This window comes from Streptomyces sp. NPDC025721 (genome assembly GCF_055558595.1).
Map to the genome: position 1 here is coordinate 128,991 of NZ_JBVHMF010000009.1, position 21,774 is coordinate 150,764.

The following is a 21,774-nucleotide window of genomic DNA, read 5'->3' on the forward strand; positions in this document are numbered from 1 at the left end:
AGGCGGGCGATCCCCAACGAAAGAGGCAGCCACCCATGAGCAGCGCAGAGCCGCGCGGCCCCGTCGATTCCTCGCGTATCCCGCGCTACGCGGGACCGGCCACCTTCGCGCGCCTGCCGCGCCTGGACGAGGTCGGCGCCGCCGACGTCGCGGTCGTCGGCGTGCCCTTCGACTCCGGCGTCTCCTACCGGCCCGGCGCGAGGTTCGGCGGCAACGCGATCCGCGAGGCGTCACGGCTGCTGCGCCCGTACAACCCGGCGCAGGACGCGTCGCCCTTCGCGCTCGCCCAGGTCGCGGACGCGGGCGACATCGCCGCCAACCCGTTCGACATCAACGAGGCCGTGGAGACCGTCCAGGCCGCGGCGGACGGCCTGCTGGGCACCGGTGCCCGGCTGATGACGCTCGGCGGCGACCACACCATCGCGCTGCCCCTGCTGCGCGCCGTCGCGCGCAAGCACGGCCCGGTGGCGCTGCTGCACTTCGACGCGCACCTGGACACCTGGGACACCTACTTCGGCGCCGAGTACACCCACGGCACGCCCTTCCGGCGCGCGGTCGAGGAGGGCATTCTCGACACGTCGGCGCTGTCGCACGTCGGCACGCGCGGCCCGCTGTACGGCAGGAAGGACCTGGACGACGACGAGAAGATGGGCTTCGGGATCGTGACGTCCGCCGACGTCATGCGGCGCGGTGTCGACGAGGTCGCGCAGCAGCTCAGGGAGCGTGTCGGGAACCGTCCGCTGTACATCTCGGTCGACATCGACGTGCTCGACCCGGCACACGCGCCCGGCACCGGCACCCCGGAGGCCGGCGGGCTCACCTCCCGCGAACTGCTGGAGATCCTGCGGGGCCTGGCCGACTGCCACCTGGTGTCGGCCGATGTCGTCGAGGTCGCCCCGGCCTACGACCACGCCGAGATCACCTCGGTCGCGGCCTCGCACACCGCCTACGAGCTGACGACGATCATGTCCCGGCAGGTCGCCGCGGCCCGCTGACGGCCCCTCCAGGGCAGCCCCGCGGGCCTGTCCGCGGCCCCTCGGCGGCCTGGCCGGCGTCGCCCCGGGGACTACGACCAAGGTCGCACCGCCCCGCGACCTTGGTCTCCCAATTGTTGCGGGAGGATGAAACGCGCACGCCGGAGCGTTGCAGCCTCCGGCGGCAACGGGTGGACGGACGGGCTGGAGGACGCGGGTGGCAAGGTCGTTGACCAGGGCGAGGACGACGAAGGAAGGTCCTGTCCCCGGTGAGGGGGCGGCGGCGCGGACGCCGAAGGAGCGGGGCTGGCTGTGGCGGCTGACCACGTACTGCTGGCGCTACCGCCGCAATGTGCTGCTCGCGATGGGCGCGTCACTCGGCGGCATGGCGGTGACCGCGCTGGTCCCGCTGGTGCCGAAGCTGATCATCGACGACGTGATCGTCAAGCACGACAAGCCGCTCGCGCCCTGGGCGTTCACCTTGATCGCGGCGGCCGTCGTCGTCTATGTGCTCACCTATGTGCGGCGCTACTACGGCGGACGGCTCGCCCTGGACGTCCAGTACGACCTGCGCAATGAGATGTTCCGCTCGATCATGCGCCTGGACGGCCGCCGCCAGGACGAGTTGAGCACCGGCCAGGTCGTCGGCCGCGCCACCAGCGACCTTCAGCTCATCCAGGGTCTGCTCTTCATGCTGCCGATGATGATCGGCAATCTGCTGCTGTTCGTGCTCTCGCTCGTGGTGATGCTCACGCTGTCGCCGCTGCTCACCCTGGTCGCGCTCGCGGTCGCCCCTGCTCTGTGGTTTATCGCCGACCGGTCGCGTAAGCGGCTGTTTCCCGCGACCTGGTACGCGCAAGGTCAGGCGGCGGCCGTCGCGGGCATCGTCGACGGCTCGGTCACCGGTGTGCGCGTGGTGAAGGGCTTCGGCCAGGAGCAGCAGGAGATGGACAAGCTGGAGACGGTCAGCCGCAAGCTGTTCGCTGGCCGCCTCCGCACCATCCGTCTCACCGCCCGCTACAGCCCCGCGCTCCAGGCGGTGCCCTCCCTCGGCCAGATCGGCATGCTGGCGCTCGGCGGCTGGATGGCGACCCGCGGCCAGATCACCCTCGGCACCTTCGTGGCCTTCTCCACCTACCTGGCGCAGCTCACCGGCCCGGTCCGGATGCTGACGATGATGCTCACCGTCGGCCAGCAGGCGCGGGCCGGGGTCGAGCGGGTCTACGAACTGATCGACACCGAGCCCACGCTGACCGACGGCACCAGGACGCTGCCCGCGGACGCCCCCGCCACCGTCGACTTCGACCACGTCACCTTCGGCTACACCGAGGACCGGCCGGTCCTCGACGGCTTCGACCTGCGCGTCGAGCCCGGCGAGACCGTCGCCGTCGTCGGCTCCTCGGGCTCCGGCAAGTCCACGGTCTCGCTGCTGCTGCCGCGGCTGTACGACGTGACCGGCGGCGCCGTACGCGTCGGCGGCGTGGACGTACGGGAGCTGACCTTCGAATCGCTGCGGTCCGCGATCGGCATGGTCCCCGAGGACAGCTTCCTGTTCTCCGACAGCGTGCGGGCGAACATCCTCTACGGCCACCCGGACGCCACGGAGGAGGAGATGCTCGCCGCCACCCGCGCCGCGCAGGCGGACGGCTTCATCTCCGACCTGCCCGACGGCTACGACACGGTCGTCGGCGAGCAGGGCCTGACCCTGTCCGGCGGCCAGCGCCAGCGCGTCGCCCTGGCCCGCGCGATCCTCACCGACCCCCGGCTGCTGCTGCTCGACGACGCCACCTCGGCGGTCGACGCCCGGGTGGAGGCGGAGATCTTCGACGCGCTGCGCGAGGTGATGCGCGGCCGTACGACGCTGCTGATCGCCCACCGCCGCTCCACGCTGGCGCTCGCCGACCGGATCGCCGTACTGGACGCGGGACGCCTGGCGGACGTCGGCACGCACGAGGAGTTGCAGGAGCGCTGCCCGCTCTACCGCGCGCTGCTCACCGACCCGGACGCGCTCGGCGCCGACGTGGTCGACCTCGACCCGGCGGGGCGGATCGAGTGGGAGGCGGCGCAGACGGACATGGCCGCGGCGCAGGCCGAACTGGCGGGTGCGCGGACCGAGGGCTGTACGGACGGCCTCGACGGCTTCGAGTGCCCGCTCGACGAGGACGACCTGGCGCGGGGCGACGGCGCTTGTCCCGAGGCTGTGACTCCGGGGGCGGTGACTCCGGAGCTGTGGCCTGCCGACCGGCGCGCCGCGGCCGAGGACGACGACCGGCGGAGCGCCGGCGCGGGCGCCTCCGGGCCGCCGCGGGTCGCCCCCGCCCAGGGCGGCATGGCGGGCGCGCTGGCGGGCATGCCCGCCACTCCCGACCTGCTCGCCAAGGTCGCCGCGCTGCCGCCCGCCCTGGACACCCCGGAGGTCGACGAGGACCGGGCGCGGACCGCCGAGGAGAAGTTCGGCCTCGGCAGCCTGCTGCGCGGCTTCCGCACCCCGCTGCTGCTCAGCCTGGCGCTGGTGGCCGTGGACGCCATCGCGGGACTGCTGCTGCCGGTGCTGATCCGGCACGGCATCGACGCGGGCGTCCGGCAGGCGGCGCTCGGCGCGGTCTGGGTGGCGTCGCTGCTCGGCCTGGTCCTGGTGATCGCGCAGTGGGCGGCGGAGTGGGGCTCGACCCGGCTGACCGGCCGCACCGGCGAACGCGTCCTCTACACCCTGCGCGTGAAGATCTTCGCGCACCTGCACCGGCTCGGCCTCGACTACTACGAGCGCGAGCTGACCGGCCGCATCATGACGCGGATGACCACGGACGTGGACGCGCTGTCGACGTTCCTCCAGACCGGGCTGGTCACGGCGCTGGTCAGCGTCCTCACCTTCCTCGGCATCCTGGTGGCGCTGCTCGCCATCGACGTCCAGCTCGCCCTGATGGTCTTCGCCACGCTGCCGATCCTGATCGTCGCCACCTGGGTCTTCCGCCGTAAGTCGGTGAAGGCGTACGAGCTGGCGCGCGAGCGGATCGCCGTCGTCAACGCCGACCTCCAAGAGCACGTCGCGGGTCTGCGGATCGTGCAGGCGTTCCGGGGGGAGCGGCGCGGGGCGGAACGATTCGCCGAACGCGGTGACGACTACCGGACGGCGCGGGTGCGCGGCCAGTTCCTGATCTCCGTCTACTTCCCCTTCGTTCAGCTGCTGTCCAGCGTGGCGGCGGCGCTCGTCCTGATCGTGGGCGCGCACCGGATCAGCGCGGGGACGCTCACGGCGGGCGCGCTGGTGGCGTATCTGCTCTACATCGACCTGTTCTTCTCGCCCGTGCAGCAGCTCTCGCAGGTCTTCGACGGCTACCAGCAGGCGTCGGTGTCGCTCGGCCGGATCCGTGAGCTGCTGCACGAGCCGACCGCCACCCCGGCCGCCGCCCGGCCGCGTGAGGTCGGAAGGCTGCGCGGCGAGATCGCCTTCCGCGACCTGCACTTCAGGTACGGCGGCGAGGGGGCCGAGGGCGCGGAGGCGCTCAGCGGCGTGAATCTGCGCATCCCCGCCGGACAGACCGTCGCCTTCGTCGGCGAGACCGGCGCGGGCAAGTCCACCCTGGTCAAGATGGTCGCGCGGTTCTACGACCCGACCGACGGCGCGGTGCTGGTCGACGGCACCGACATCCGCGAACTCGACCTCACCGCCTACCGGCAGCGCCTCGGCGTCGTCCCCCAGGAGCCGTACCTCTTCGCGGGCACGGTGCGCGACGCCATCGCGTACGGACGGATGGGCGCGACCGACGCGGAGGTCGAGGCGGCGGCGCGGGCCGTCGGCGCGCACGCGATGATCGCGACGCTGGAGGGCGGCTATCTCCACCAGGTCGCCGAGCGGGGCCGCAATCTGTCGGCGGGACAGCGGCAGTTGATCGCCCTGGCCCGCGCCGAACTGGTCGACCCCGCCGTCCTGCTTCTCGACGAGGCGACCGCGGCCCTCGACCTGGCCACCGAAGCCCTCGTCAACCAGGCCGCCGACCGGCTCGCCACCCGGCGTACGACGCTGGTCGTCGCGCACCGGCTGAGCACGGCGGCCCGTGCGGACCGGGTCGTCGTCCTCGACCACGGGCGGGTCATCGAGGACGGCACCCACGCGGCCCTGCTGGCCCGCGACGGCCGCTACGCCGAGCTGTGGCGCACCTTCACGGGCGAGGTACGCGCGGTGGCGTGACGGGAGGACCCGTCGCCCGTGCGACGGAACCGGCGGGTCCCGCCTTCCTGGCCGGCCGCCCTTCTGCCCTTCTGGGCTCCTGGCGTCCCGCCTTCGGTCAGCCGAAGGCGGGTCGCGCCGGGATCCGGTCCTTCGGCACCTCGAACACCACCGTCACGCGGAAGTCCGTCAGGCACTCCGCCGTCGGCGTCGGCTGCTCGACGCGCAGCTTCAGCGAGTTGCCCGCCACGCCGAGCGTCGCCGACGTGGCCGCGCTGCACCCGGTCGACTCGGTCCAGCCGACCAGCACGTACCGCCCGAAGTCCGTCGCCGCCCCGCCCGCCGAGATCTCCGCCGCCGTCTTCCCGTCGTTGTGCGCCACGGTGGTGGCGAAACGGGCCAACTCGCCCCGGTCGCGCAGCACCTCGTGCGTCCCCGCGACGGCCCGCACCGACGACGAGAAGTACACGACGCGACTGGCGATCGACCCCGTCCCCGGCGTCGCCCCGCCCGTGGTGGGGCCACCGGTCGTCGGCGTCGCGGTCGTCGGCTCGGTGGTCGTCGGCGACGCGGTGGCCGTGTCGCCGCTCGGCGTCACGGGCCCGGTTGTGCTGGACGGCGCGCCGTCCGCCGCGTCCGAGGTGCCGCTCCCGCAGGCGACGGCACCCAAGGTCAGCGAAACGGCCAGTGCCACGGCCCAGGCCGCTCCGCGCTGATTCACCTTCACGGTCAGCATGCCGGTGTGACGGTCCCCGACCCCGCCCGGTTCCGCGATGGCCTCAGGGGCATGGTCACCGCCCGGCTGCGGGCGCGGCGGACGGTGCGGAAATCGTGGGCGCATGCCCCGATCATCCGTCCTCGGCGGCCGATCCGGGCCCAGCCGCCCAATGCGACCTCAACGTGTCGACCGCCGCGACGATCGAGGGCCTGCGCGCGGCCCCCGCCCGCCACAGCGCGTACAGCCGCCGCACCGGAGCGGGCTCCAGCGGTACGACCGCGACGCCCTCGGGCACCGGCCCCCGCCCCAGCCTCGGCACCAACGCGATACCGAGCCCCGCCCCCACCAGCGCCAACTGCGTCCCGTACTCGCCGACCTGGAAGGCCATGTCCGGCTCCGTCCCGGCCTCCCGCAACGTCCGCACCAGCCAGTCGTGGCACACCGACCCCGGCGGCTGGCAGATCCACCGCTCGTGCGCCACATCCGCCCGCGTCAGCGACGCCCGCTCGGCCAACCGGTGCCCGGCAGGGACCAGTACGTCGCACCGGTCGTCCCCGATGACCGCCCGCTCCAAGCCAGGCGGCGCGGGCAGCGGCGCGATGTCCCAGTCGTGCGCCACGGCCAGGTCCACCGCCCCGCGCGCCACCAGGTCCACCGACAGATGCGCGTCCACCTCCAGCAGCCGGAGCTCCAACGCGGGGTGCGCCGCGGTCAGTTCCGCCAGCACTCCGGGCAGCAGCCCGCAGGCCGCCGTCGGGAACGCCGCCAGCGTCAGTCGTCCCGTGGGCCGTCCGCGCTGCTCCTCCAGCGTGACCTCGGCCGCCTCCACGATCGACATCAGCCGCTGCGCGGTCTCCACCAGCAGATGCGCCGCGTCCGTGAGCGCCACCCCGCGCCCGTGCCGCTCCAGCAGCACGGACCTGGTCTCCCGCTCCAGCTTGGAGATCTGCTGCGAGACCGCCGACGGCGTGTAGCCGAGCGCTTCGGCCGCCGCGCCCACCGACCCGTGGACGTGCACCGCGTGCAGCGCCCTCAGCCGCGCCAGATCGAGCATGCCGTTCAGGCCGAGTCGGCCAGCAACCGGGACAGGTGCTCGCGCGCCGGGCCGAGCAGCCCCGCCAACTCCGGCACCTGCGGATACCAGCGCTTCTCGTACTCCCAGCACAGCCAGCCGTCCCAGTCCGCCCGGCTCAGCACCTCGACGGTCTCCGCCAGCGGCAGCACCCCGGCCCCCAGCGCCAGCGGCGTGGTGTCCGCCGCCGAGGCGATGTCCTTGACCTGGACATAGCCCAGGTACGGGGCCAGTGCCGGATAGGTCGTGGACGGCTGCTCTCCCGCCAGCCAGGTGTGCATCACGTCCCAGATCGTGCCGACCCCCTGGTGTCCGACCAGGCCCAGGATCCGCGCCACATCGGCGCCGCCGCGGTGCGAGTCATGGGTCTCCAGCAGCACCCGCACCCCGAGGTCGGCGGCGACCGGCGCCACCGCGGCGAGCCGGCGCGCGGCGACCGCGTCCGCCTCCTGCGACTCGGTGTCGCCTCCGCCGGGGAACACCCGCACGTAGGAGGCCCCCAGATCGGCCGCGAGGGTCATCGCCGCGCCGATCTCGTCGAGCACCGGCTGGTCGTCCCCGGGCGCGGCCACCTTGGCGTAGGCGGCCACGGTGAGGATCTCGACCCCGGCCTTGCCGAACTGCTCCACCACGTCGGCGCGTTCACCGGCCGAGAGACCGGGGTGGACCGGTTCCTCGTCACTGGCACGCAATTCGACGCCGTGGAAGCCGTTTTCCGTCGCGAGCCGCACCACCTGCTCGATGGGCAGGGCCGGGACGCCGAGAGTGGAGAAGGCGAGTTTCATTCGCCGGACACTAGGCACCGCTTCCTGCCGGGTCAACCGCGTTCGGCCCCGCCCGACCCGTGTTCAGCCCCTGCTCGGCACCTGTTCAGCCGCCGACGATGCCCTGCGCGCGGGCCGCCGCCAGCCAGTCGGGGAACTCCGCCATGAGCTGGTCGTACAGCACCGCGTCGGATATCGATCGCGGGTCCTTGCCCGCGGGGAAGAACCCCGCGTTGTCCACCACCCGTTTGGCGGGTACCGGCAGTTCGTCCAGCCGCCGCAGGAAGCGGAATTCGTCGTCCCCGAATCCCACGAACTGCCAGAAGATCGGCAGCTTCGCCGCCTTGCACAGCACCTCGATGGTCGCGCCCTTGTTGATCGGCCCGCCGTCGGTCTGGAACACCACGAACGCGGGCGCCGTCGACCCCGACCGCTGATAGTGCTCGATGACCGCTTCCATGGCAGCCGCGTAATTGGTGCGACCCATATGGCCGTACGCCTCATTGAGCTTGTTGATCCGGCCGCCGTACCGCGTCAGCGACACCTCGTCCACACCGTCGACCTCGGTGGAGAAGAATACGACGGGGACGATGCCGTCGTCGTCGAAATGCGCGGCCAGGCCGAGTGTCTGCTCGGCGAGATGCTGGACGGTGCCGTCGTTGTAGAACTCCCGCATGCTGCCCGAGCGGTCGAGCACCAGATAGACCGCGGCGCTTTCGCCCGACAGCCGGTGCTTGTCCAGGCTGACGGCCGCCTGCTTGTAGAGGCTGACCAGACCGGGCGCGGTCTGCTCCACCTTCTGCATCGAAATCGCCATGGAATCCCCCTGTACCGTGTCTGCGATGTCGTGTCGGCCCCGCGGCGCTGTCCCCTACAGCGCCAAGTGCCAGTCCTGCCCCATGAGTTCGCGGCCGAAGCTGTGATGCCGCTGCTCCGCGACGAGTTCGAATCCCGCGCGCTGATAGATCGTTCGGGCGCCGGCCAGTATGTCATTGGTCCACAGGACCAGATCGGTGTAGCCGGCGGAGCGGGCGAAGGCGATGCATTCGTCCACCAACAACTTGCCTATGCCGTGCCCCCGGGCGGCCGGATCGACCAGCAGCAGCCGTAGCCGCGCGGTGCCCGGCTCCTTGTCGCGTACACAGAAGACGCAGCCCGCCCGCCGTCCGTCGAGTTCGGCGATCCACACCGCGTCGCGCTCCGGATCGCGATGGGCGGCGAAGTCCGCGACGATCTGGGCGACCAGCGCCTCGTACTCCTCGTTCCACCCGAACTCCGTCGCGTAGACCTCCGCGTTGCGCTCGATGGACCACCCCAGATCGCCGGGGCGCGCGCCGCGCAGCACGACCCGCGACGCGGACGGCTCGCCGCCGGTGGCCGGGGCACGGCCGTCGCCACCGCTGTCGCCGCTGACGGTGTTGTCGCGCAGTATTTCCCGAACCGTCCGCATCGCCTCGGACAGCCGCGGTCGGTCCTGCGGACGTATGCGGTCCACCAGCGAGCCGACGGCTTCCTCCGACCGCTCCTCCAGCAGCGACGCGGCCTGCCTCCCGTGCGTGGTCAGCTCTATCCGCTGCCGCCTGGCGTCCTGTTCTGACGGGCCGCGGGTGACCAGTTGCCGTTCTTCGAATTTGGCCAGCATCCGGCTGAGATGGCCCGCGTCCAGCGACAACTCCACCCGCAGGTCGGCCGCGTCGGTCCGCGGGGCGTGCGCCAGCTCGTACAGCACGCGCGCCTCGGTGAGGGTGAACGGTGTGTGCAGGTGGCGGCTGTAGTCGAGCGCGCCGATCAGGTTGGTGTAGAAGCGGTTGAATTCGCGGATCTCCCGGACGGCCATGATCAATCCCCCATTTCCTTTGCCTGAGTCAAAGGTAGGCGGATGCGGGGCCGGGCGGAAGACCCCTCCGAAACCTGTGGATAACTTCAGTCGGACCGGCCCGACGGCGGCGCGGTCGACCCGCGGACCATGAGTTCCGTACGGATCGTGGCGACCCCGCCCGGCGGCGGGGACAGCCGCCCCATCACCAATCGCCCGGCTCGCGCGCCCGCCTCCTGCAAGGGAATGCGGACCGTCGTCAGGGCCGGGGAGACATCGGCGCTGAACGGCAGATCGTCGAATCCGGCGACCGACACGTCACCGGGAATGCTCAGCCCCTGGTCCCGCAGCGCCGCGCACACGCCGAGCGCGACCGTGTCGTTCGCGGCCACGATCGCGGTCAGACCCGCGTCCCGCCGCAGCAGTTCGAGCGCGGCGTCGTAACCCGACGCCCGGTCGTACGTCCCGTGCACCGTCAGCCGCTCCGCGTACGCCTCCGGATCCGAGGTGATCCGGGTGCCGCTCGCGGCCAGGGCCGCACGGTGGCCCTCCAGCCGGTGCCGGGAGGTGCTGCGCTCGACCGGCCCCGTCACGTAACCGATTCTGCGGTGGCCCAGGGACAGCAGGTGCTCGGTCAGCCGCCGCGCGCCGCCGCGGTTGTCGAAGGCGACGGTGGCCGCGACGAGCCCGCTGTCCGGCAGGGTCAGCGGGGGACGGCCGCACAGCACGACATTGGCGCCGGACGCGGCGAGCCGGGTGAGCCGCGCGGTGACCGCCGCCGTGTGCTCCGCGCTCTCCACGGCGCCCCCGGTGAGGACCACGCCCGCCGCGCGCTGGCGTTCGAGCAGCGTGAGATAGGTGAGTTCGGCCTCGGGGGATCCACCGGTGTTGCACACGACGGCGAGCTTGCCGCCGCCCGGCGCCGCGCCCGCGCTGATCTCGGCCTGGACGGCGCTCGCGATGAGCCCGAAGAAGGGGTCGGCGACATCGTTGACGAGGACGCCGACCAGGTCGGAGGTGGCGGCGGCGAGGGCCCGCGCCTGGCCGTTGACGACATAGTCCAGTTCGGCGACGGCGCGCCTGACCCGCTCCCGAGTGCTTCCCGCGACCGGGTAGTTGCCGTTCAGAACACGGGATACGGTCGCCGACGACACTCCGGCGCGCGCCGCCACATCGGCCAGAGTCACTGCCATCTCGGTCCGGTCCTTCTGCAGGGGGCGGTGGGCGCGAGGGGCGCCGTGAGGTGCGCGTTCCCGCTCGCAGGGGCACATGGTCTCACTTCGTGGACGCGAGGGGGAGCGGTGGCGCATGTGAGAGAAAGCGCTTCCATTCACCACCAGGAGACTCTTGTCGAACGCAGGCCGTAGAAGCTAGCGTAAACGAGCAGAAAGCGCTTGCTATCGCCTTGCTGGTGACCGTGGGCGCGTTCCCTGCATCCGGCAGCGATGAGAGGACTTGTCACGTGACACGCAGGACAGTGCGGATCGCCATGAACGGCGTCACCGGGCGGATGGGATACCGGCAGCACCTGGTCCGCTCCATCCTGAGCCTGCGTGAGCAGGGCGGACTCGACCTCGGCGACGGCACCACGCTGTGGCCCGAGCCGATCCTGCTGGGCCGGCGCGAGCACGCGCTGCGGGCCATGGCCGAGCGGCACGGCATCGAGCACTGGTCGACCGACCTCGACGCCGTCCTCGCCGACCCCTCCGTCGACATCTACTTCGACTCGCAGGTGACCGCGGCCCGCGAGACCGCGCTGAAGGCGGCCATCGCCGCGGGCAAGCACATCTACTGCGAGAAGCCCACCGCCACCTCACTCGACGGAGCGCTGGAACTCGCCCGGCTCGCCACATCCGCGGGCGTCAAGCACGGCGTCGTGCAGGACAAGCTCTTCCTGCCGGGCCTGCTGAAGCTCAAGCGGCTCATCGACGGCGGCTTCTTCGGCCGGATCCTGTCCATCCGCGGCGAATTCGGCTACTGGGTCTTCGAAGGCGACTGGCAGAGCGCCCAACGCCCCTCCTGGAACTACCGCTCGGAGGACGGCGGCGGCATCGTGGCCGACATGTTCCCGCACTGGGAGTACCTGCTGCACGAGCTGTTCGGCCGGGTCCGTACCGTCCAGGCGCTGGCCACCACCCACATCCCGCAGCGCTGGGACGAGAAGGACAAGCCGTACGACGCCACCGCGGACGACGCCGCCTACGGTGTCTTCGAACTCGAGGGCGGCGCCGTCGCACAGATCAACTCCTCCTGGGCGGTGCGCGTCAACCGCGACGAATTGGTGGAGTTCCAGGTCGACGGCACGCACGGCTCTGCGGTCGCCGGACTGCGCAACTGCCGCGTCCAGCACCGTTCCGCCACGCCGAAGCCGGTGTGGAATCCGGACCTGCCCGCCACCGAGTCCTTCAGGGACCAGTGGCAGGAGGTCCCGGACAACGGCGACTTCGACAACGGATTCAAGGTCCAGTGGGAGCTGTTCCTGCGGCACGTCGCGCTCGACGAGCCCTGGCAGTGGGACCTGCTGGCCGGTGCCCGGGGCGTCCAGCTCGCCGAACTCGGCCTGGCCTCCTCCGCGCAGGGCCGCCGCTTCGAGGTTCCGGAGCTGGCCCTGTGAGCATCCTGCTGCCGGACGCGTCCGGTGAAACGCGCACCTATGTGCCGCGTTCGGAATCCGTCACCTATAGCGCGGATCTTCCGCTGCGCAGCCGTGTCGTGTACTCCGCCGCCCATGTCGTGGCCGACCCGCTGCGGACGGCGGCGGACGAGCCCGCGGCCGTCGACTGGGACGCCACTCTCGCCTTCCGCCGCCATCTGTGGTCGCACGGGCTGGGCGTGGCCGAGGCCATGGACACCGCGCAGCGCGGCATGGGGCTCGACTGGGCGGGCGCGGCGGAGCTGATCCGCAGGTCGGCGGCCGAGGCGCGCGCCGTCGGCGGCCGGATCGCCTGCGGTGTCGGCACCGACCAGCTCACCGGTCCCGCCGCCACACTGGACGAGGTCGCCGCCGCCTACGAGGAGCAGTTGGCGCTCGTCGAGGCGACCGGTGCGCAGGCCGTCCTCATGGCGTCCCGCGCCCTCGCCGCGGTCGCGAAGGGCCCTGAGGACTATCTGGAGGTGTACGGGCGGCTGCTGCGTCAGGCCGGTGACCCGGTGATCCTGCACTGGCTCGGCCCGATGTTCGACCCGGCGCTCGCCGGGTACTGGGGCAGCGACGATCTGGACGCGGCGACCGACACCTTCCTCGACGTCATCAAGGCCCACCCGGACAAGATCGACGGCGTGAAGATCTCGCTGCTCGACGCGCGGCGCGAGGTCGAACTGCGCCGCCGCCTGCCGCAGGGCGTGCGCTGCTACACCGGCGACGACTTCAACTACCCCGAGCTGATCGAGGGCGACGAACAGGGCTTCAGCCACGCGCTGCTCGGCATCTTCGACCCGCTCGCGCCCCTGGCGTCGGCTGCCGTCAGCGCCCTCGACACCGGGGACGCCGCCAGTTTCCGCCGCGTCCTCGACCCCACCGTCGAGTTGTCCCGGCACCTGTTCCAGACACCGACACGCTTCTACAAGACCGGTGTCGTCCTGCTCGCCTGGCTGGCCGGTCACCAGTCGCACTTCAGCATGGTCGGCGGTCTCCAGTCGGCCCGTTCCCTGCCGCATCTCGCCCGCGCCTACGAACTGGCCGACCGGATCGGCCTGTTCCCCGACCCCGGACTCGCCGAGGCTCGGATGCGCGGCCTGCTCGCCGTATACGGAGTGGACGCATGACCGTACCGACGCCGCCCGACCCCGAGTCCTCCGCATCCGCCTCTCACGACGACGTGCACAGCGACGTGACCGGTGACCTCTCGCGGTTGAGCATCAACCAGGAGACCGTCAAGCAGTGGTCGCTGCCCGAGCTGGCCAAGGGGTGCGTGGCGGCCGGGATCGGCTCGGTGGGGCTGTGGCGGGCGCCGGTGCGGGAGTACGGCGTCGAGCGTGCAGCGGACCTGATGCGGGACAGCGGGCTCACCGTGACATCGCTGTGCCGCGGCGGATTCTTCACCGCGACCGACCCGGCGGAGCGGGCGACCGCGCTGGACGACAACCGCGCGGCGATCGACGAGGCGGCGACGCTGGGAACGGCCACCTTGGTGCTGGTTTCCGGCGGCCTGCCCGCGGGCGACCGCGACATCGCCGCCGCCAGGGAGCGGGTCGCCGACGCGATCGGCGAGCTGGCGCCCTACGCGGGGGAGCGCGGGGTACGGCTCGCGATCGAGCCCCTGCACCCGATGTACGCCTCCGACCGGTGTGTGGTCTCCACGCTCGGCCAGGCGCTGGACATCGCCGAGCGCTTCCCCGCGGACCAGGTGGGTGTCGTGGTCGACACCTATCACCTGTGGTGGGACGACATGGTGCCTACGCAGATCGTCCGGGCCGGAGCGGGCGGCAGGATCGCCTCCTTCCAGGTCGCCGACTGGGTGACGCCGCTGCCGGAGGGGGTGCTGCTGGGGCGGGGACAGCTCGGTGACGGCTGCGTCGACCTGCGGGGACTGCGTGAGCAGGTGGACGCGACGGGCTTTCGCGGGCCGGTCGAGGTGGAGATCTTCAACCCCGCGCTGTGGGCCAGGGACGGCGCTGAACTGGTCGCCGAGATCGCCGATCGGTACCTCCGGCACGTTCTCTGAAAAAAACTTGAGAGATTACGCATCCGTCGTACAACCCTTCCGGGGGGTCGGTGGTCTTACTGGGCATCAAGGCTCCTGGGAGGGGTTTCACGGAGCCGAGAGGGAAATGCGCCCGAGGGGGGCTTCGGGGGTAGCAGGGGGGAAACGAAAGAGGTCCGGCCTTGTGCCGGACCTCTTTCGTATCTCTGTGCGGACGCTGTGACCGCCGGGGCGGCTCGCCGCGTCCGCCTCACTTCGCCCGGCGGGCCCGCTTGGCCAGCACCGTCGCCACCACGGGAATGAGCGTCTCCAGCGCCCCCGTGACCGCCGCCACCGGAAGACCCGTCCGCTTCGACACCGCGCGGGCCGTCGGCGCGGTCGCCTTGCGCAGCACCGTGGTGAGCAGACCGCCGCCCACGCCCGTGCCGAGCCCCGCGAAACCGGCGACCCCGGTGAGCGGCTCCGGTTCCGAGGCGGCCTGCTCCAGCGCCTGGCTCAACTCCGCGGTCCCGCCCGGTGTCACCGCCTCGTCCGTGACCACACCGGTCAGCGAACCGACCGAGGCGCCCACGACCTGCCGAGCCGCGTCCGTGTCCGTGCCGAGCCGATCGGCCATCTCCTGAAGCCGCTCGTCACCCAGCTCGGTCAGGACTTCGTCCTGCAGCGGTCGGTCGCTCATGTGCCGCACGCTACGCGGGCGCGCGAGCGGCGGCCCCCGGAGTTCGGCCGAACGCGTGAAGGGCCGCAGCCGGGTGGCCCGAGCGGCGTTGTCCACAGGGGGAGTTGCCGCCGGAGAGTTATCCACAGGGCGGCAACGGGGTGTCCGAGCCAACCGGTACCTTCGGAACAGATCACCAACCGGAGGGCCGGGAAGGGAGGCCGGGCATGGGCGAGTCGGGGCTGGCCGTGCTGGACGGCGTCCTGGAACGGATCACGTACGCCAACGAGGACACCGGGTACACGGTCGCGCGGGTGGACACCGGCCGTGGCTCGGGGGATCTGCTGACGGTCGTCGGCGCGCTGCTGGGGGCGCAGCCGGGGGAGTCGCTGCGGATGCACGGCCGCTGGGGCTCGCATCCGCAGTACGGCAAGCAGTTCAGTGTCGAGAACTACACGACGGTGCTGCCGGCCACGATCCAGGGGATACGCCGCTACCTGGGATCGGGGCTGATCAAGGGCATCGGGCCGAGGATCGCGGAGCGGATCGTCGACCACTTCGGCACCGGCACGCTGGAGATCATCGAGGGCGAGCCGAAGCGGCTGATCGAGGTGCCGGGGCTTGGCCCCAAGCGCACCAAGCTGATCGCCGCCGCGTGGGAGGAGCAGAAGGCGATCAAGGAGGTGATGGTCTTCCTCCAGGGAGTGGGGGTGTCCACTTCCATCGCCGTGCGGATCTACAAGGGCTACGGGGACGCGTCGATCTCCGTGGTGAAGAACCAGCCGTACCGGCTGGCCGCCGAGGTCTGGGGGATCGGCTTCCTGACCGCGGACCGGATCGCGCAGGCGGTCGGGATACCCCACGACAGCCCGGAGCGGGTCAAGGCGGGATTGCAGTACGCCCTGTCGCAGGCCACTGACGGCGGCAACTGCTATCTGCCCGAGGAACGGCTGATCGCGGACTCGGTGAAGCTGCTCCAGGTCGACACGGGCCTGGTGATCGACTGCCTGGGCGAGCTGGCCGAGGAGGAGGGCGTCGTCCGGGAGAGCGTGCCCTCGCCGGACGGGCACGAGGAACAGGTGAAGGCCGTCTACCTGGTCCCCTTCCACCGGGCCGAGATATCGCTCGCCGCCCAGTTGCTGCGGCTGCTGCGCGGACCGGAGGACCGGCTGCCCGCCTTCCGGGACGTGGAGTGGGACAAGGCGCTGGCCTGGCTGGCGACCAGGACGGGGGCCGATCTCGCACCGGAACAGCAGGAGGCGGTACGGCTGGCGCTGACCGAGAAGGTCGCCGTGCTCACCGGCGGCCCCGGCTGCGGCAAGTCGTTCACCGTGCGCTCGGTGGTGGAGCTGGCGCGCGCGAAGAAGGCCAAGGTGGTGCTGGCCGCCCCGACCGGCCGCGCCGCCAAGCGGCTGGCCGAGCTGACCGGCGCCGAGGCCTCGACCGTGCACCGGCTGCTGGAGCTGAAGCCGGGCGGCGACGCGGCGTACGACAAGGACCGGCCGCTGGACGCGGATCTGGTGGTGGTCGACGAGGCGTCGATGCTCGACCTGCTGCTGGCGAACAAGCTGGTGAAGGCGGTGCCGCCGGGCGCGCACCTGCTGTTCGTCGGCGATGTGGACCAGTTGCCGAGCGTCGGCGCAGGTGAGGTGCTGCGTGACCTGCTCGCGGCGGACGGCCCCGTGCCCGCCGTGCGGCTCACACGTATCTTCCGGCAGGCCCAGCAGTCCGGGGTGGTGACCAACGCGCACCGGATCAACTCCGGTGTCCCGCCGCTCACTCAGGGCCTGCCCGACTTCTTCCTCTTCGCCGAGGAGGACTCGGAGGAGGTGGCCAGGCTGACCGTGGACGTGGTGGCCCGCCGCATCCCGGCCCGCTTCGGGCTCGACCCGCGCCGTGACGTCCAGGTGCTCGCGCCGATGCACCGGGGTCCCGCGGGCGCGGGCGTGCTCAACGGACTGCTCCAGCAGGCCGTCACCCCGGCGCGGCCCGACCTGCCCGAGCGCCGGTTCGGCGGCCGGACCTTCCGGGTCGGCGACAAGGTCACGCAGATCAGGAACAACTACGACAAGGGCGCGAACGGCGTCTTCAACGGCACGGTCGGCGTGGTCACCGCGCTGGACACCGTCGAGCAGCGCCTCACCGTGCACACCGACGAGGACGAGGAGATCCCGTACGACTTCGACGAGCTGGACGAGTTGGCCCACGCGTACGCGGTGACGATCCACCGCTCGCAGGGCAGCGAGTATCCGGCAGTGGTGATCCCTGTCACCACCAGTGCCTGGATGATGCTGCAGCGCAATCTGCTCTACACCGCTGTGACCAGGGCGAAGCGGCTCGTCGTGCTGGTCGGATCGCGTCGCGCCATCGGTCAGGCGGTGCGGACGGTGTCGGCGGGAAAGCGCTTCACGGCTCTCGACCACCGGCTGTCCAGGGGCGCAAAATAGGCACTGAGTGCCACCTTTCGGCCCGATGGCCGACCCCGAGTGCACACGCCAGTGCCAAATGGGGGACAGTGGACCTCGTCAGGGCACCTCGAAGAAGAGGCAACACCGTCGGTGAGGGAATGACGTGAGCGACAAGTCTGTAGTACTGCGGTATGGGGACGGCGAGTACAGCTACCCGGTGGTTGACAGCACCGTCGGTGACAACGGCTTCGACATCGGCAAGCTGCGCGCCGACACCGGGCTGGTCACCCTGGACAGCGGTTACGGCAACACTGCGGCCTACAAGTCCGCGATCACCTTCCTCGATGGTGAGGAAGGCATCCTGCGCTACCGCGGTTACCCGATCGAGCAGCTCGCCGAGCGCGGAAGCTTCCTGGAGACCGCCTACCTGCTGATCAACGGCGAACTGCCGACGGTCGACGAGCTGGCGGAGTTCAAGGGCGAGATCACCCAGCACACCCTTTTGCACGAGGACGTCAAACGGTTCTACGACGGCTTCCCCCGTGACGCCCACCCGATGGCGATGCTGTCGTCCGTGGTGAGCGCGCTGTCGACCTTCTACCAGGACAGCCACAACCCGTTCGATCCCGAGCAGCGCCACCTCTCCACGATCCGGCTGCTCGCCAAGCTGCCGACCATCGCGGCGTACGCGTACAAGAAGTCCGTCGGTCAGCCGGTGGTCTACCCGCGCAACGACCTCGGCTATGTCGAGAACTTCCTGCGCATGACGTTCTCCGTGCCGGCCGAGGAGTACGAGCTCGACCCGGTCGTAGTCAGCGCCCTCGACAAGCTTTTCATCCTGCACGCCGACCACGAGCAGAACTGTTCGACGTCGACGGTCCGGCTGGTCGGCTCCTCGCAGGCGAACCAGTTCGCCTCGATCTCGGCCGGTATCAGCGCGCTGTGGGGCCCCCTGCACGGTGGCGCCAACCAGTCGGTGCTGGAGATGCTGGAAGGCATCCAGGCCGACGGCGGCGACGTGGACGCCTTCATCCGCAAGGTGAAGAACAAGGAAGACGGTGTGAAGCTCATGGGCTTCGGACACCGCGTCTACAAGAACTTCGACCCCCGGGCGAAGATCATCAAGTCGGCCGCGCACGACGTCCTGTCGGCGCTCGGCAAGTCCGACGAGCTTCTGGACATCGCGCTCAAGCTCGAAGAGCACGCGCTCGGCGACGACTATTTCGTCTCGCGCAAGCTGTACCCGAACGTGGACTTCTACACCGGCCTGATCTACCGGGCCATGGGCTTCCCGACCAGCATGTTCACCGTGCTGTTCGCCATCGGGCGGCTGCCCGGCTGGATCGCCCAGTGGCACGAGATGATCAAGGAGCCCGGTTCCCGCATCGGCCGTCCGCGGCAGATCTACACGGGCGTTGAGATCCGCGACTACGTGCCCGTCGAGGGCCGCTGAACCACGGGCTGAGCCTGGCTCCACCACGCATGAAGAAGCGCCCCGCGCTGGATCCCCCCACGGGTCCGGCACGGGGCGCTCCCGTTCCCGGAACGGATCCCCCCACGGGTCCGACCGGGCGTCTTTCGGCGGCTGCGCCGTGCCGGGACGACTGCGGCCCGGGAGGGCCGCTCAAAGCTCCCCGGACATCGCCCCGGCGACGCATTCCCGGGCCGTCCCCCAAGACAGCCCGTTCCGCAGCCCCCCACCGGCTCCGCCGGGAGCGCGGTGCTCAAGACATAAGACCCACGAACCACCGTAATGGTTACGTTCCAAGCCCTGTGATCTACGTCTCTTCGAATGGGGGCGTTTTCGCAGGCTACCCCGCTCGCGGGCGGTATGGGGCGATCCCGTAGCGTGCTGTCTCCTCATGAGGGGCGGAGTACATGGCACAGAACGGGACAGCGGGCCGCAGCGTCGTCGTGACCGGCGGGGGTACGGGCATCGGTCGGGCGATCTCGATCCGCTTCGCCGAGGAGGGCCACCACGTCACGATCGTCGGCCGTCGCCGTGAGGTCCTGCACGCCACCGCGGAGGAGCTGCGCCGGGAACGCGGCCTGGACGTCACCCCGGTCGCCTGCGACCTGGCCGACCCCGACGACGTCGAGGCGGCGCTCCGGCACCTGCCCGAGCAGGTCGACGTCCTGGTGAACAACGCGGGCAGCCGGGAACTGGCGATCGGCGCGGGCCCGCACGGGGTGCTCGCCCGCTGGCGCGGCGACTTCGAGCGCAATGTGCTGACCGCGGTGCTGCTGACCGAATCGCTGCGGGACCGCTTCACCGACAGCGGCCGGGTGGTCACGGTCACCTCGGTGGCCGCGCTGCGCGGCGGCGGCTCCTACGGGGCCTCCAAGGCCGCCCTGCACGCCTGGAACCACTCGCTGGCCGCCCAGCTCGGCCCGCAGGGCGTTACGTGCAACATCGTGGCGCCCGGCACCGTGGCGGGCACCGAATTCTTCGGCTCGCGGCTCAATGACGCCGAGCTGACCCGGCGGGCCGGGCGCACGCTCGTGGGCCGCGTCGGCCACCCCGCCGACGTGGCGGCGGCCGTGCTCTTCCTCGCGTCCCCCGAGGCCGGCTTCATCACCGGCGAGATCCTTCAGTGCAACGGCGGCGAACTGCTCGGCCGGTGACCCGGTGACCCGGTGACCCGGTGACCCGGTGGTCCCTGTGCTCCGGAGGCCCTGTGCTCCGGTGGTCCAGTGCGCCGGGGGCATTCCGCGTTCCGTGACAGGCGCGCCCGTACTCCCTGAGGAGTAGCCCGACTGGACCCTCAGGATGAATTCTCCTGGGAGCCCCCGAGGAATCCCCTGATCCACGGGAAACCCCCTTGCCCCGTCCCACCGGCCGCTGTCAGTTTTGAAGCCCGGGGGCGGGAAGAGGGGCGGTGGAATGGACGTTGCACTGAACGTGTCGTCACTGGACTTCACCTCGGGTCTCGCTGAGTACCTGCGAGGTGGACACGTCTTCTGGGCATACGCGGTACTGGCCCTCACCACGGCCCCGCCACTCGTGCCCAACTCCGTGCTGCTCGTGACCGGCGGAGTGATGGCGGCCGAGGGACGGCTGGACATCGCCCTCGTGCTGCTGGTGGTGGCGGGCAGCGCGGTCCTCGGCGACATGCTGATCCACCGCACCGGCCGGGCGCTCAGCGGCCGTGTCCTGGCCCGCATGGAGCGCAACGAACGCCGGGCGGCGCTGCTCAGATGGGCCGCCCTGCGGATACAGCGGCACGGTGTGCCCTTTGTGATCGGCGTGCGCTTTCTGCCCAGCGGCCGAGTGATAGGCGGTCTCGCGGCGGGTGTCGTGCGCTATCCCGCCCGGCGTTACGCGGTGGGCGCGGGTGTCGCGGAGGCCGTCTGGGCCAGCTATTCCGTCGGAGCCGGTTATTTCAGCGGCAAAGCCGCTTCCAACTCGTTCTTCGCCCTCTGCCTGGGGCTCGGTATATCGATGCTCGTCGCCGGTATCGGCACGCTGGTGCAGTGGATCTCGCGGGCGCGTGAGCGCCGCGATCCCCGCCTGGTGGGGGAGCGCGAGGCGCCCCGGCCTCCCTCGATGGTGGTACGGGCGTCCTTCGCGGGTGACGCGGTGGCCGTACCGGGACCCTCCGGCGGTGGTGGTACGGGACCGGCCGGTGGCCTGCCCGCGGGACCAGGGGCAGCGGCCACCACCACATCGACATCCGTCACAGGCGCCACTGTCGCGCGCACAAGTCCGCCACCGGGCAAGGACCGGGGCGGATTTCCCTGTTTCTCGGCCGGTCGCGGCAAGTAGCCGTCGGCCGCGTCCCCGGACCCGGAGTCAGCGCGCGGCGGCGGTGTCCGTGCTGTTTTCTGGGCTCTTGCCCAGGGCGGCGCCCTTGCCCGGGGCGGCGGCTGCGTCGGGGGCGACGACCGTGCCCTGACCGGTGACCGCCCCGGTGCCCAGGTAGGGCGCCAGATAGCGGTAGAGCATCCCCTTCATCTCCCGCGCGTACGCGTCCCGTTCCTCGCCCTCGTGCTGGACGACGAGGTCGAGTCCTGCCTTGAACATCGCGAAGGACATCTGCGCCACAAGCGTGCGTTCCGCTGTGGACAGCGACGGCTGACGGACGCCGAGCAGTTCGGTGAGGCGCGCGAGCAGTGACGCGTGCAGCTCGTCGTGGCCCTCGGCGACCTTGCCGGGAGTGTCCGGGCCCTTGATCAGGGCGAGGAAGGCCGGGTTGGCGCAGTTGAACTCGATGAAGGGGCCTGCGACGGCGTCGATCATCTCGTCCAGCGGCAGCAGGGCGTTCTCGACGGTGAAGACCCGGCCGTGGGTGGCTTCCATCTCCTTGGCGAGCTGGCTGCCCAGCTCGACGGCGATGGCCTCCTTGTTCGGGAAGAACTGGTAGAGCGTGCCCGGCGACACCCCTGCCTCGCGGGCGATCGCGTTGGTGCTGGACGCCGTGTAGCCCAGCGCGCAGAACACGCTGGCGGCGGCCTGGAGGAGCTGTGTGACACGCCGCTCGCCGCGGGCCTGCCGACGGCGCGGCTGCCGCTCTTCCGCCTCGGACACGGTGACTCCCCAGGGGTATTGACAA

General features: G+C 71.2%; 17 protein-coding genes. 9 read left to right on the forward strand and 8 right to left on the reverse strand.

Features of this window, described 5'->3' with window-relative positions:
- Positions 1–35: 35 nt before the first annotated feature.
- Entirely contained in the window at positions 36–995 is a 960-nt protein-coding gene (speB, locus tag ACZ4EF_RS15565) for an agmatinase (RefSeq protein WP_467504864.1), read from the forward strand.
- A gap of 289 nt (positions 996–1,284) precedes the next feature.
- Positions 1,285–5,163, forward strand: coding sequence for an ABC transporter ATP-binding protein (locus tag ACZ4EF_RS15570; protein ID WP_467504963.1), 3,879 nt, complete (start codon positions 1,285–1,287; stop codon positions 5,161–5,163).
- Positions 5,164–5,260: 97 nt separating this feature from the next.
- On the opposite strand, the gene ACZ4EF_RS15575 is transcribed toward ACZ4EF_RS15570, so the two are convergent.
- From ACZ4EF_RS15575 to ACZ4EF_RS15600, 6 genes are all read right to left on the reverse strand, one after another.
- Positions 5,261–5,983 (reverse strand): hypothetical protein, encoded by a 723-nt coding sequence (locus tag ACZ4EF_RS15575; RefSeq protein ID WP_467504866.1) that lies wholly within the window; start codon positions 5,981–5,983, stop codon positions 5,261–5,263.
- A 7-nt stretch (positions 5,984–5,990) separates the two neighbouring features.
- Entirely contained in the window at positions 5,991–6,914 is a 924-nt protein-coding gene (locus tag ACZ4EF_RS15580) for a LysR family transcriptional regulator (RefSeq protein ID WP_467504868.1), read from the reverse strand.
- Positions 6,915–6,919: 5 nt separating this feature from the next.
- Positions 6,920–7,717, reverse strand: coding sequence for a sugar phosphate isomerase/epimerase family protein (locus ACZ4EF_RS15585; protein WP_188280311.1), 798 nt, complete (start codon positions 7,715–7,717; stop codon positions 6,920–6,922).
- A gap of 85 nt (positions 7,718–7,802) precedes the next feature.
- Entirely contained in the window at positions 7,803–8,513 is a 711-nt protein-coding gene (locus ACZ4EF_RS15590; protein WP_355337020.1) for a VWA domain-containing protein, read from the reverse strand.
- 54 nt (positions 8,514–8,567) lie between these two features.
- Complete coding sequence (locus tag ACZ4EF_RS15595; RefSeq protein WP_467504870.1) at positions 8,568–9,533, reverse strand: bifunctional helix-turn-helix transcriptional regulator/GNAT family N-acetyltransferase; 966 nt, start codon at positions 9,531–9,533, stop codon at positions 8,568–8,570.
- 86 nt (positions 9,534–9,619) lie between these two features.
- Positions 9,620–10,705, reverse strand: coding sequence for a LacI family DNA-binding transcriptional regulator (locus ACZ4EF_RS15600; protein WP_391160492.1), 1,086 nt, complete (start codon positions 10,703–10,705; stop codon positions 9,620–9,622).
- A gap of 269 nt (positions 10,706–10,974) precedes the next feature.
- Here ACZ4EF_RS15600 and ACZ4EF_RS15605 point away from each other — a divergent pair, with 269 nt between their 5' ends.
- From ACZ4EF_RS15605 to ACZ4EF_RS15615, 3 genes are all read left to right on the forward strand, one after another.
- On the forward strand, positions 10,975–12,126 hold the full coding sequence (locus ACZ4EF_RS15605; RefSeq protein WP_355337026.1) for a Gfo/Idh/MocA family protein: 1,152 nt from the start codon (positions 10,975–10,977) through the stop codon (positions 12,124–12,126).
- The gene (locus ACZ4EF_RS15610; RefSeq protein WP_467504873.1) at positions 12,123–13,277 is read left to right on the forward strand and encodes a dihydrodipicolinate synthase family protein; all 1,155 of its coding nucleotides are present in this window, start codon (positions 12,123–12,125) and stop codon (positions 13,275–13,277) included. The genes ACZ4EF_RS15605 and ACZ4EF_RS15610 overlap by 4 nt, the downstream gene beginning before the upstream one ends.
- Before the next feature lie 65 nt (positions 13,278–13,342).
- Complete coding sequence (locus ACZ4EF_RS15615) at positions 13,343–14,176, forward strand: sugar phosphate isomerase/epimerase family protein (protein WP_467504965.1); 834 nt, start codon at positions 13,343–13,345, stop codon at positions 14,174–14,176.
- Positions 14,177–14,405: 229 nt separating this feature from the next.
- Here the strand turns inward: ACZ4EF_RS15615 and ACZ4EF_RS15620 are convergent, their stop codons facing one another.
- Complete coding sequence (locus ACZ4EF_RS15620; RefSeq protein ID WP_355337030.1) at positions 14,406–14,834, reverse strand: DUF937 domain-containing protein; 429 nt, start codon at positions 14,832–14,834, stop codon at positions 14,406–14,408.
- Between the two features lie 206 nt (positions 14,835–15,040).
- Here ACZ4EF_RS15620 and recD2 point away from each other — a divergent pair, with 206 nt between their 5' ends.
- The 4 genes from recD2 (at position 15,041) to ACZ4EF_RS15640 (ending at position 20,987) form a co-directional block, all read left to right on the forward strand.
- Positions 15,041–17,260, forward strand: coding sequence for an SF1B family DNA helicase RecD2 (gene recD2 / locus ACZ4EF_RS15625; protein ID WP_401304746.1), 2,220 nt, complete (start codon positions 15,041–15,043; stop codon positions 17,258–17,260).
- Positions 17,261–17,384: 124 nt separating this feature from the next.
- Positions 17,385–18,674 (forward strand): citrate synthase, encoded by a 1,290-nt coding sequence (locus tag ACZ4EF_RS15630; protein ID WP_188280320.1) that lies wholly within the window; start codon positions 17,385–17,387, stop codon positions 18,672–18,674.
- Between the two features lie 425 nt (positions 18,675–19,099).
- A complete protein-coding gene (locus tag ACZ4EF_RS15635; protein ID WP_355337035.1) occupies positions 19,100–19,846 on the forward strand; it encodes an SDR family NAD(P)-dependent oxidoreductase in 747 nt (248 codons plus the stop codon).
- Between the two features lie 259 nt (positions 19,847–20,105).
- A complete protein-coding gene (locus tag ACZ4EF_RS15640; protein ID WP_467504877.1) occupies positions 20,106–20,987 on the forward strand; it encodes a DedA family protein in 882 nt (293 codons plus the stop codon).
- Between the two features lie 27 nt (positions 20,988–21,014).
- Here the strand turns inward: ACZ4EF_RS15640 and ACZ4EF_RS15645 are convergent, their stop codons facing one another.
- On the reverse strand, positions 21,015–21,749 hold the full coding sequence (locus ACZ4EF_RS15645; protein WP_467504879.1) for a TetR/AcrR family transcriptional regulator: 735 nt from the start codon (positions 21,747–21,749) through the stop codon (positions 21,015–21,017).
- Positions 21,750–21,774: the final 25 nt, after the last annotated feature.

Coding starts and splice junctions, on each gene's coding strand:
- ACZ4EF_RS15585 (WP_188280311.1), bottom strand. CDS start 7,717: ATGAAACTCGCCTTCTCCACTCTCGGCGTCCCGGCCCTGCCCATCGAG.
- ACZ4EF_RS15620 (WP_355337030.1), bottom strand. CDS start 14,834: ATGAGCGACCGACCGCTGCAGGACGAAGTCCTGACCGAGCTGGGTGAC.
- ACZ4EF_RS15635 (WP_355337035.1), top strand. CDS start 19,100: ATGGCACAGAACGGGACAGCGGGCCGCAGCGTCGTCGTGACCGGCGGG.
- ACZ4EF_RS15640 (WP_467504877.1), top strand. CDS start 20,106: ATGGACGTTGCACTGAACGTGTCGTCACTGGACTTCACCTCGGGTCTC.
- ACZ4EF_RS15590 (WP_355337020.1), bottom strand. CDS start 8,513: ATGGCGATTTCGATGCAGAAGGTGGAGCAGACCGCGCCCGGTCTGGTC.
- ACZ4EF_RS15580 (WP_467504868.1), bottom strand. CDS start 6,914: ATGCTCGATCTGGCGCGGCTGAGGGCGCTGCACGCGGTGCACGTCCAC.
- ACZ4EF_RS15600 (WP_391160492.1), bottom strand. CDS start 10,705: ATGGCAGTGACTCTGGCCGATGTGGCGGCGCGCGCCGGAGTGTCGTCG.
- speB (WP_467504864.1), top strand. CDS start 36: ATGAGCAGCGCAGAGCCGCGCGGCCCCGTCGATTCCTCGCGTATCCCG.
- ACZ4EF_RS15595 (WP_467504870.1), bottom strand. CDS start 9,533: ATGGCCGTCCGGGAGATCCGCGAATTCAACCGCTTCTACACCAACCTG.
- recD2 (WP_401304746.1), top strand. CDS start 15,041: ATGGGCGAGTCGGGGCTGGCCGTGCTGGACGGCGTCCTGGAACGGATC.
- ACZ4EF_RS15575 (WP_467504866.1), bottom strand. CDS start 5,983: ATGCGCCCACGATTTCCGCACCGTCCGCCGCGCCCGCAGCCGGGCGGT.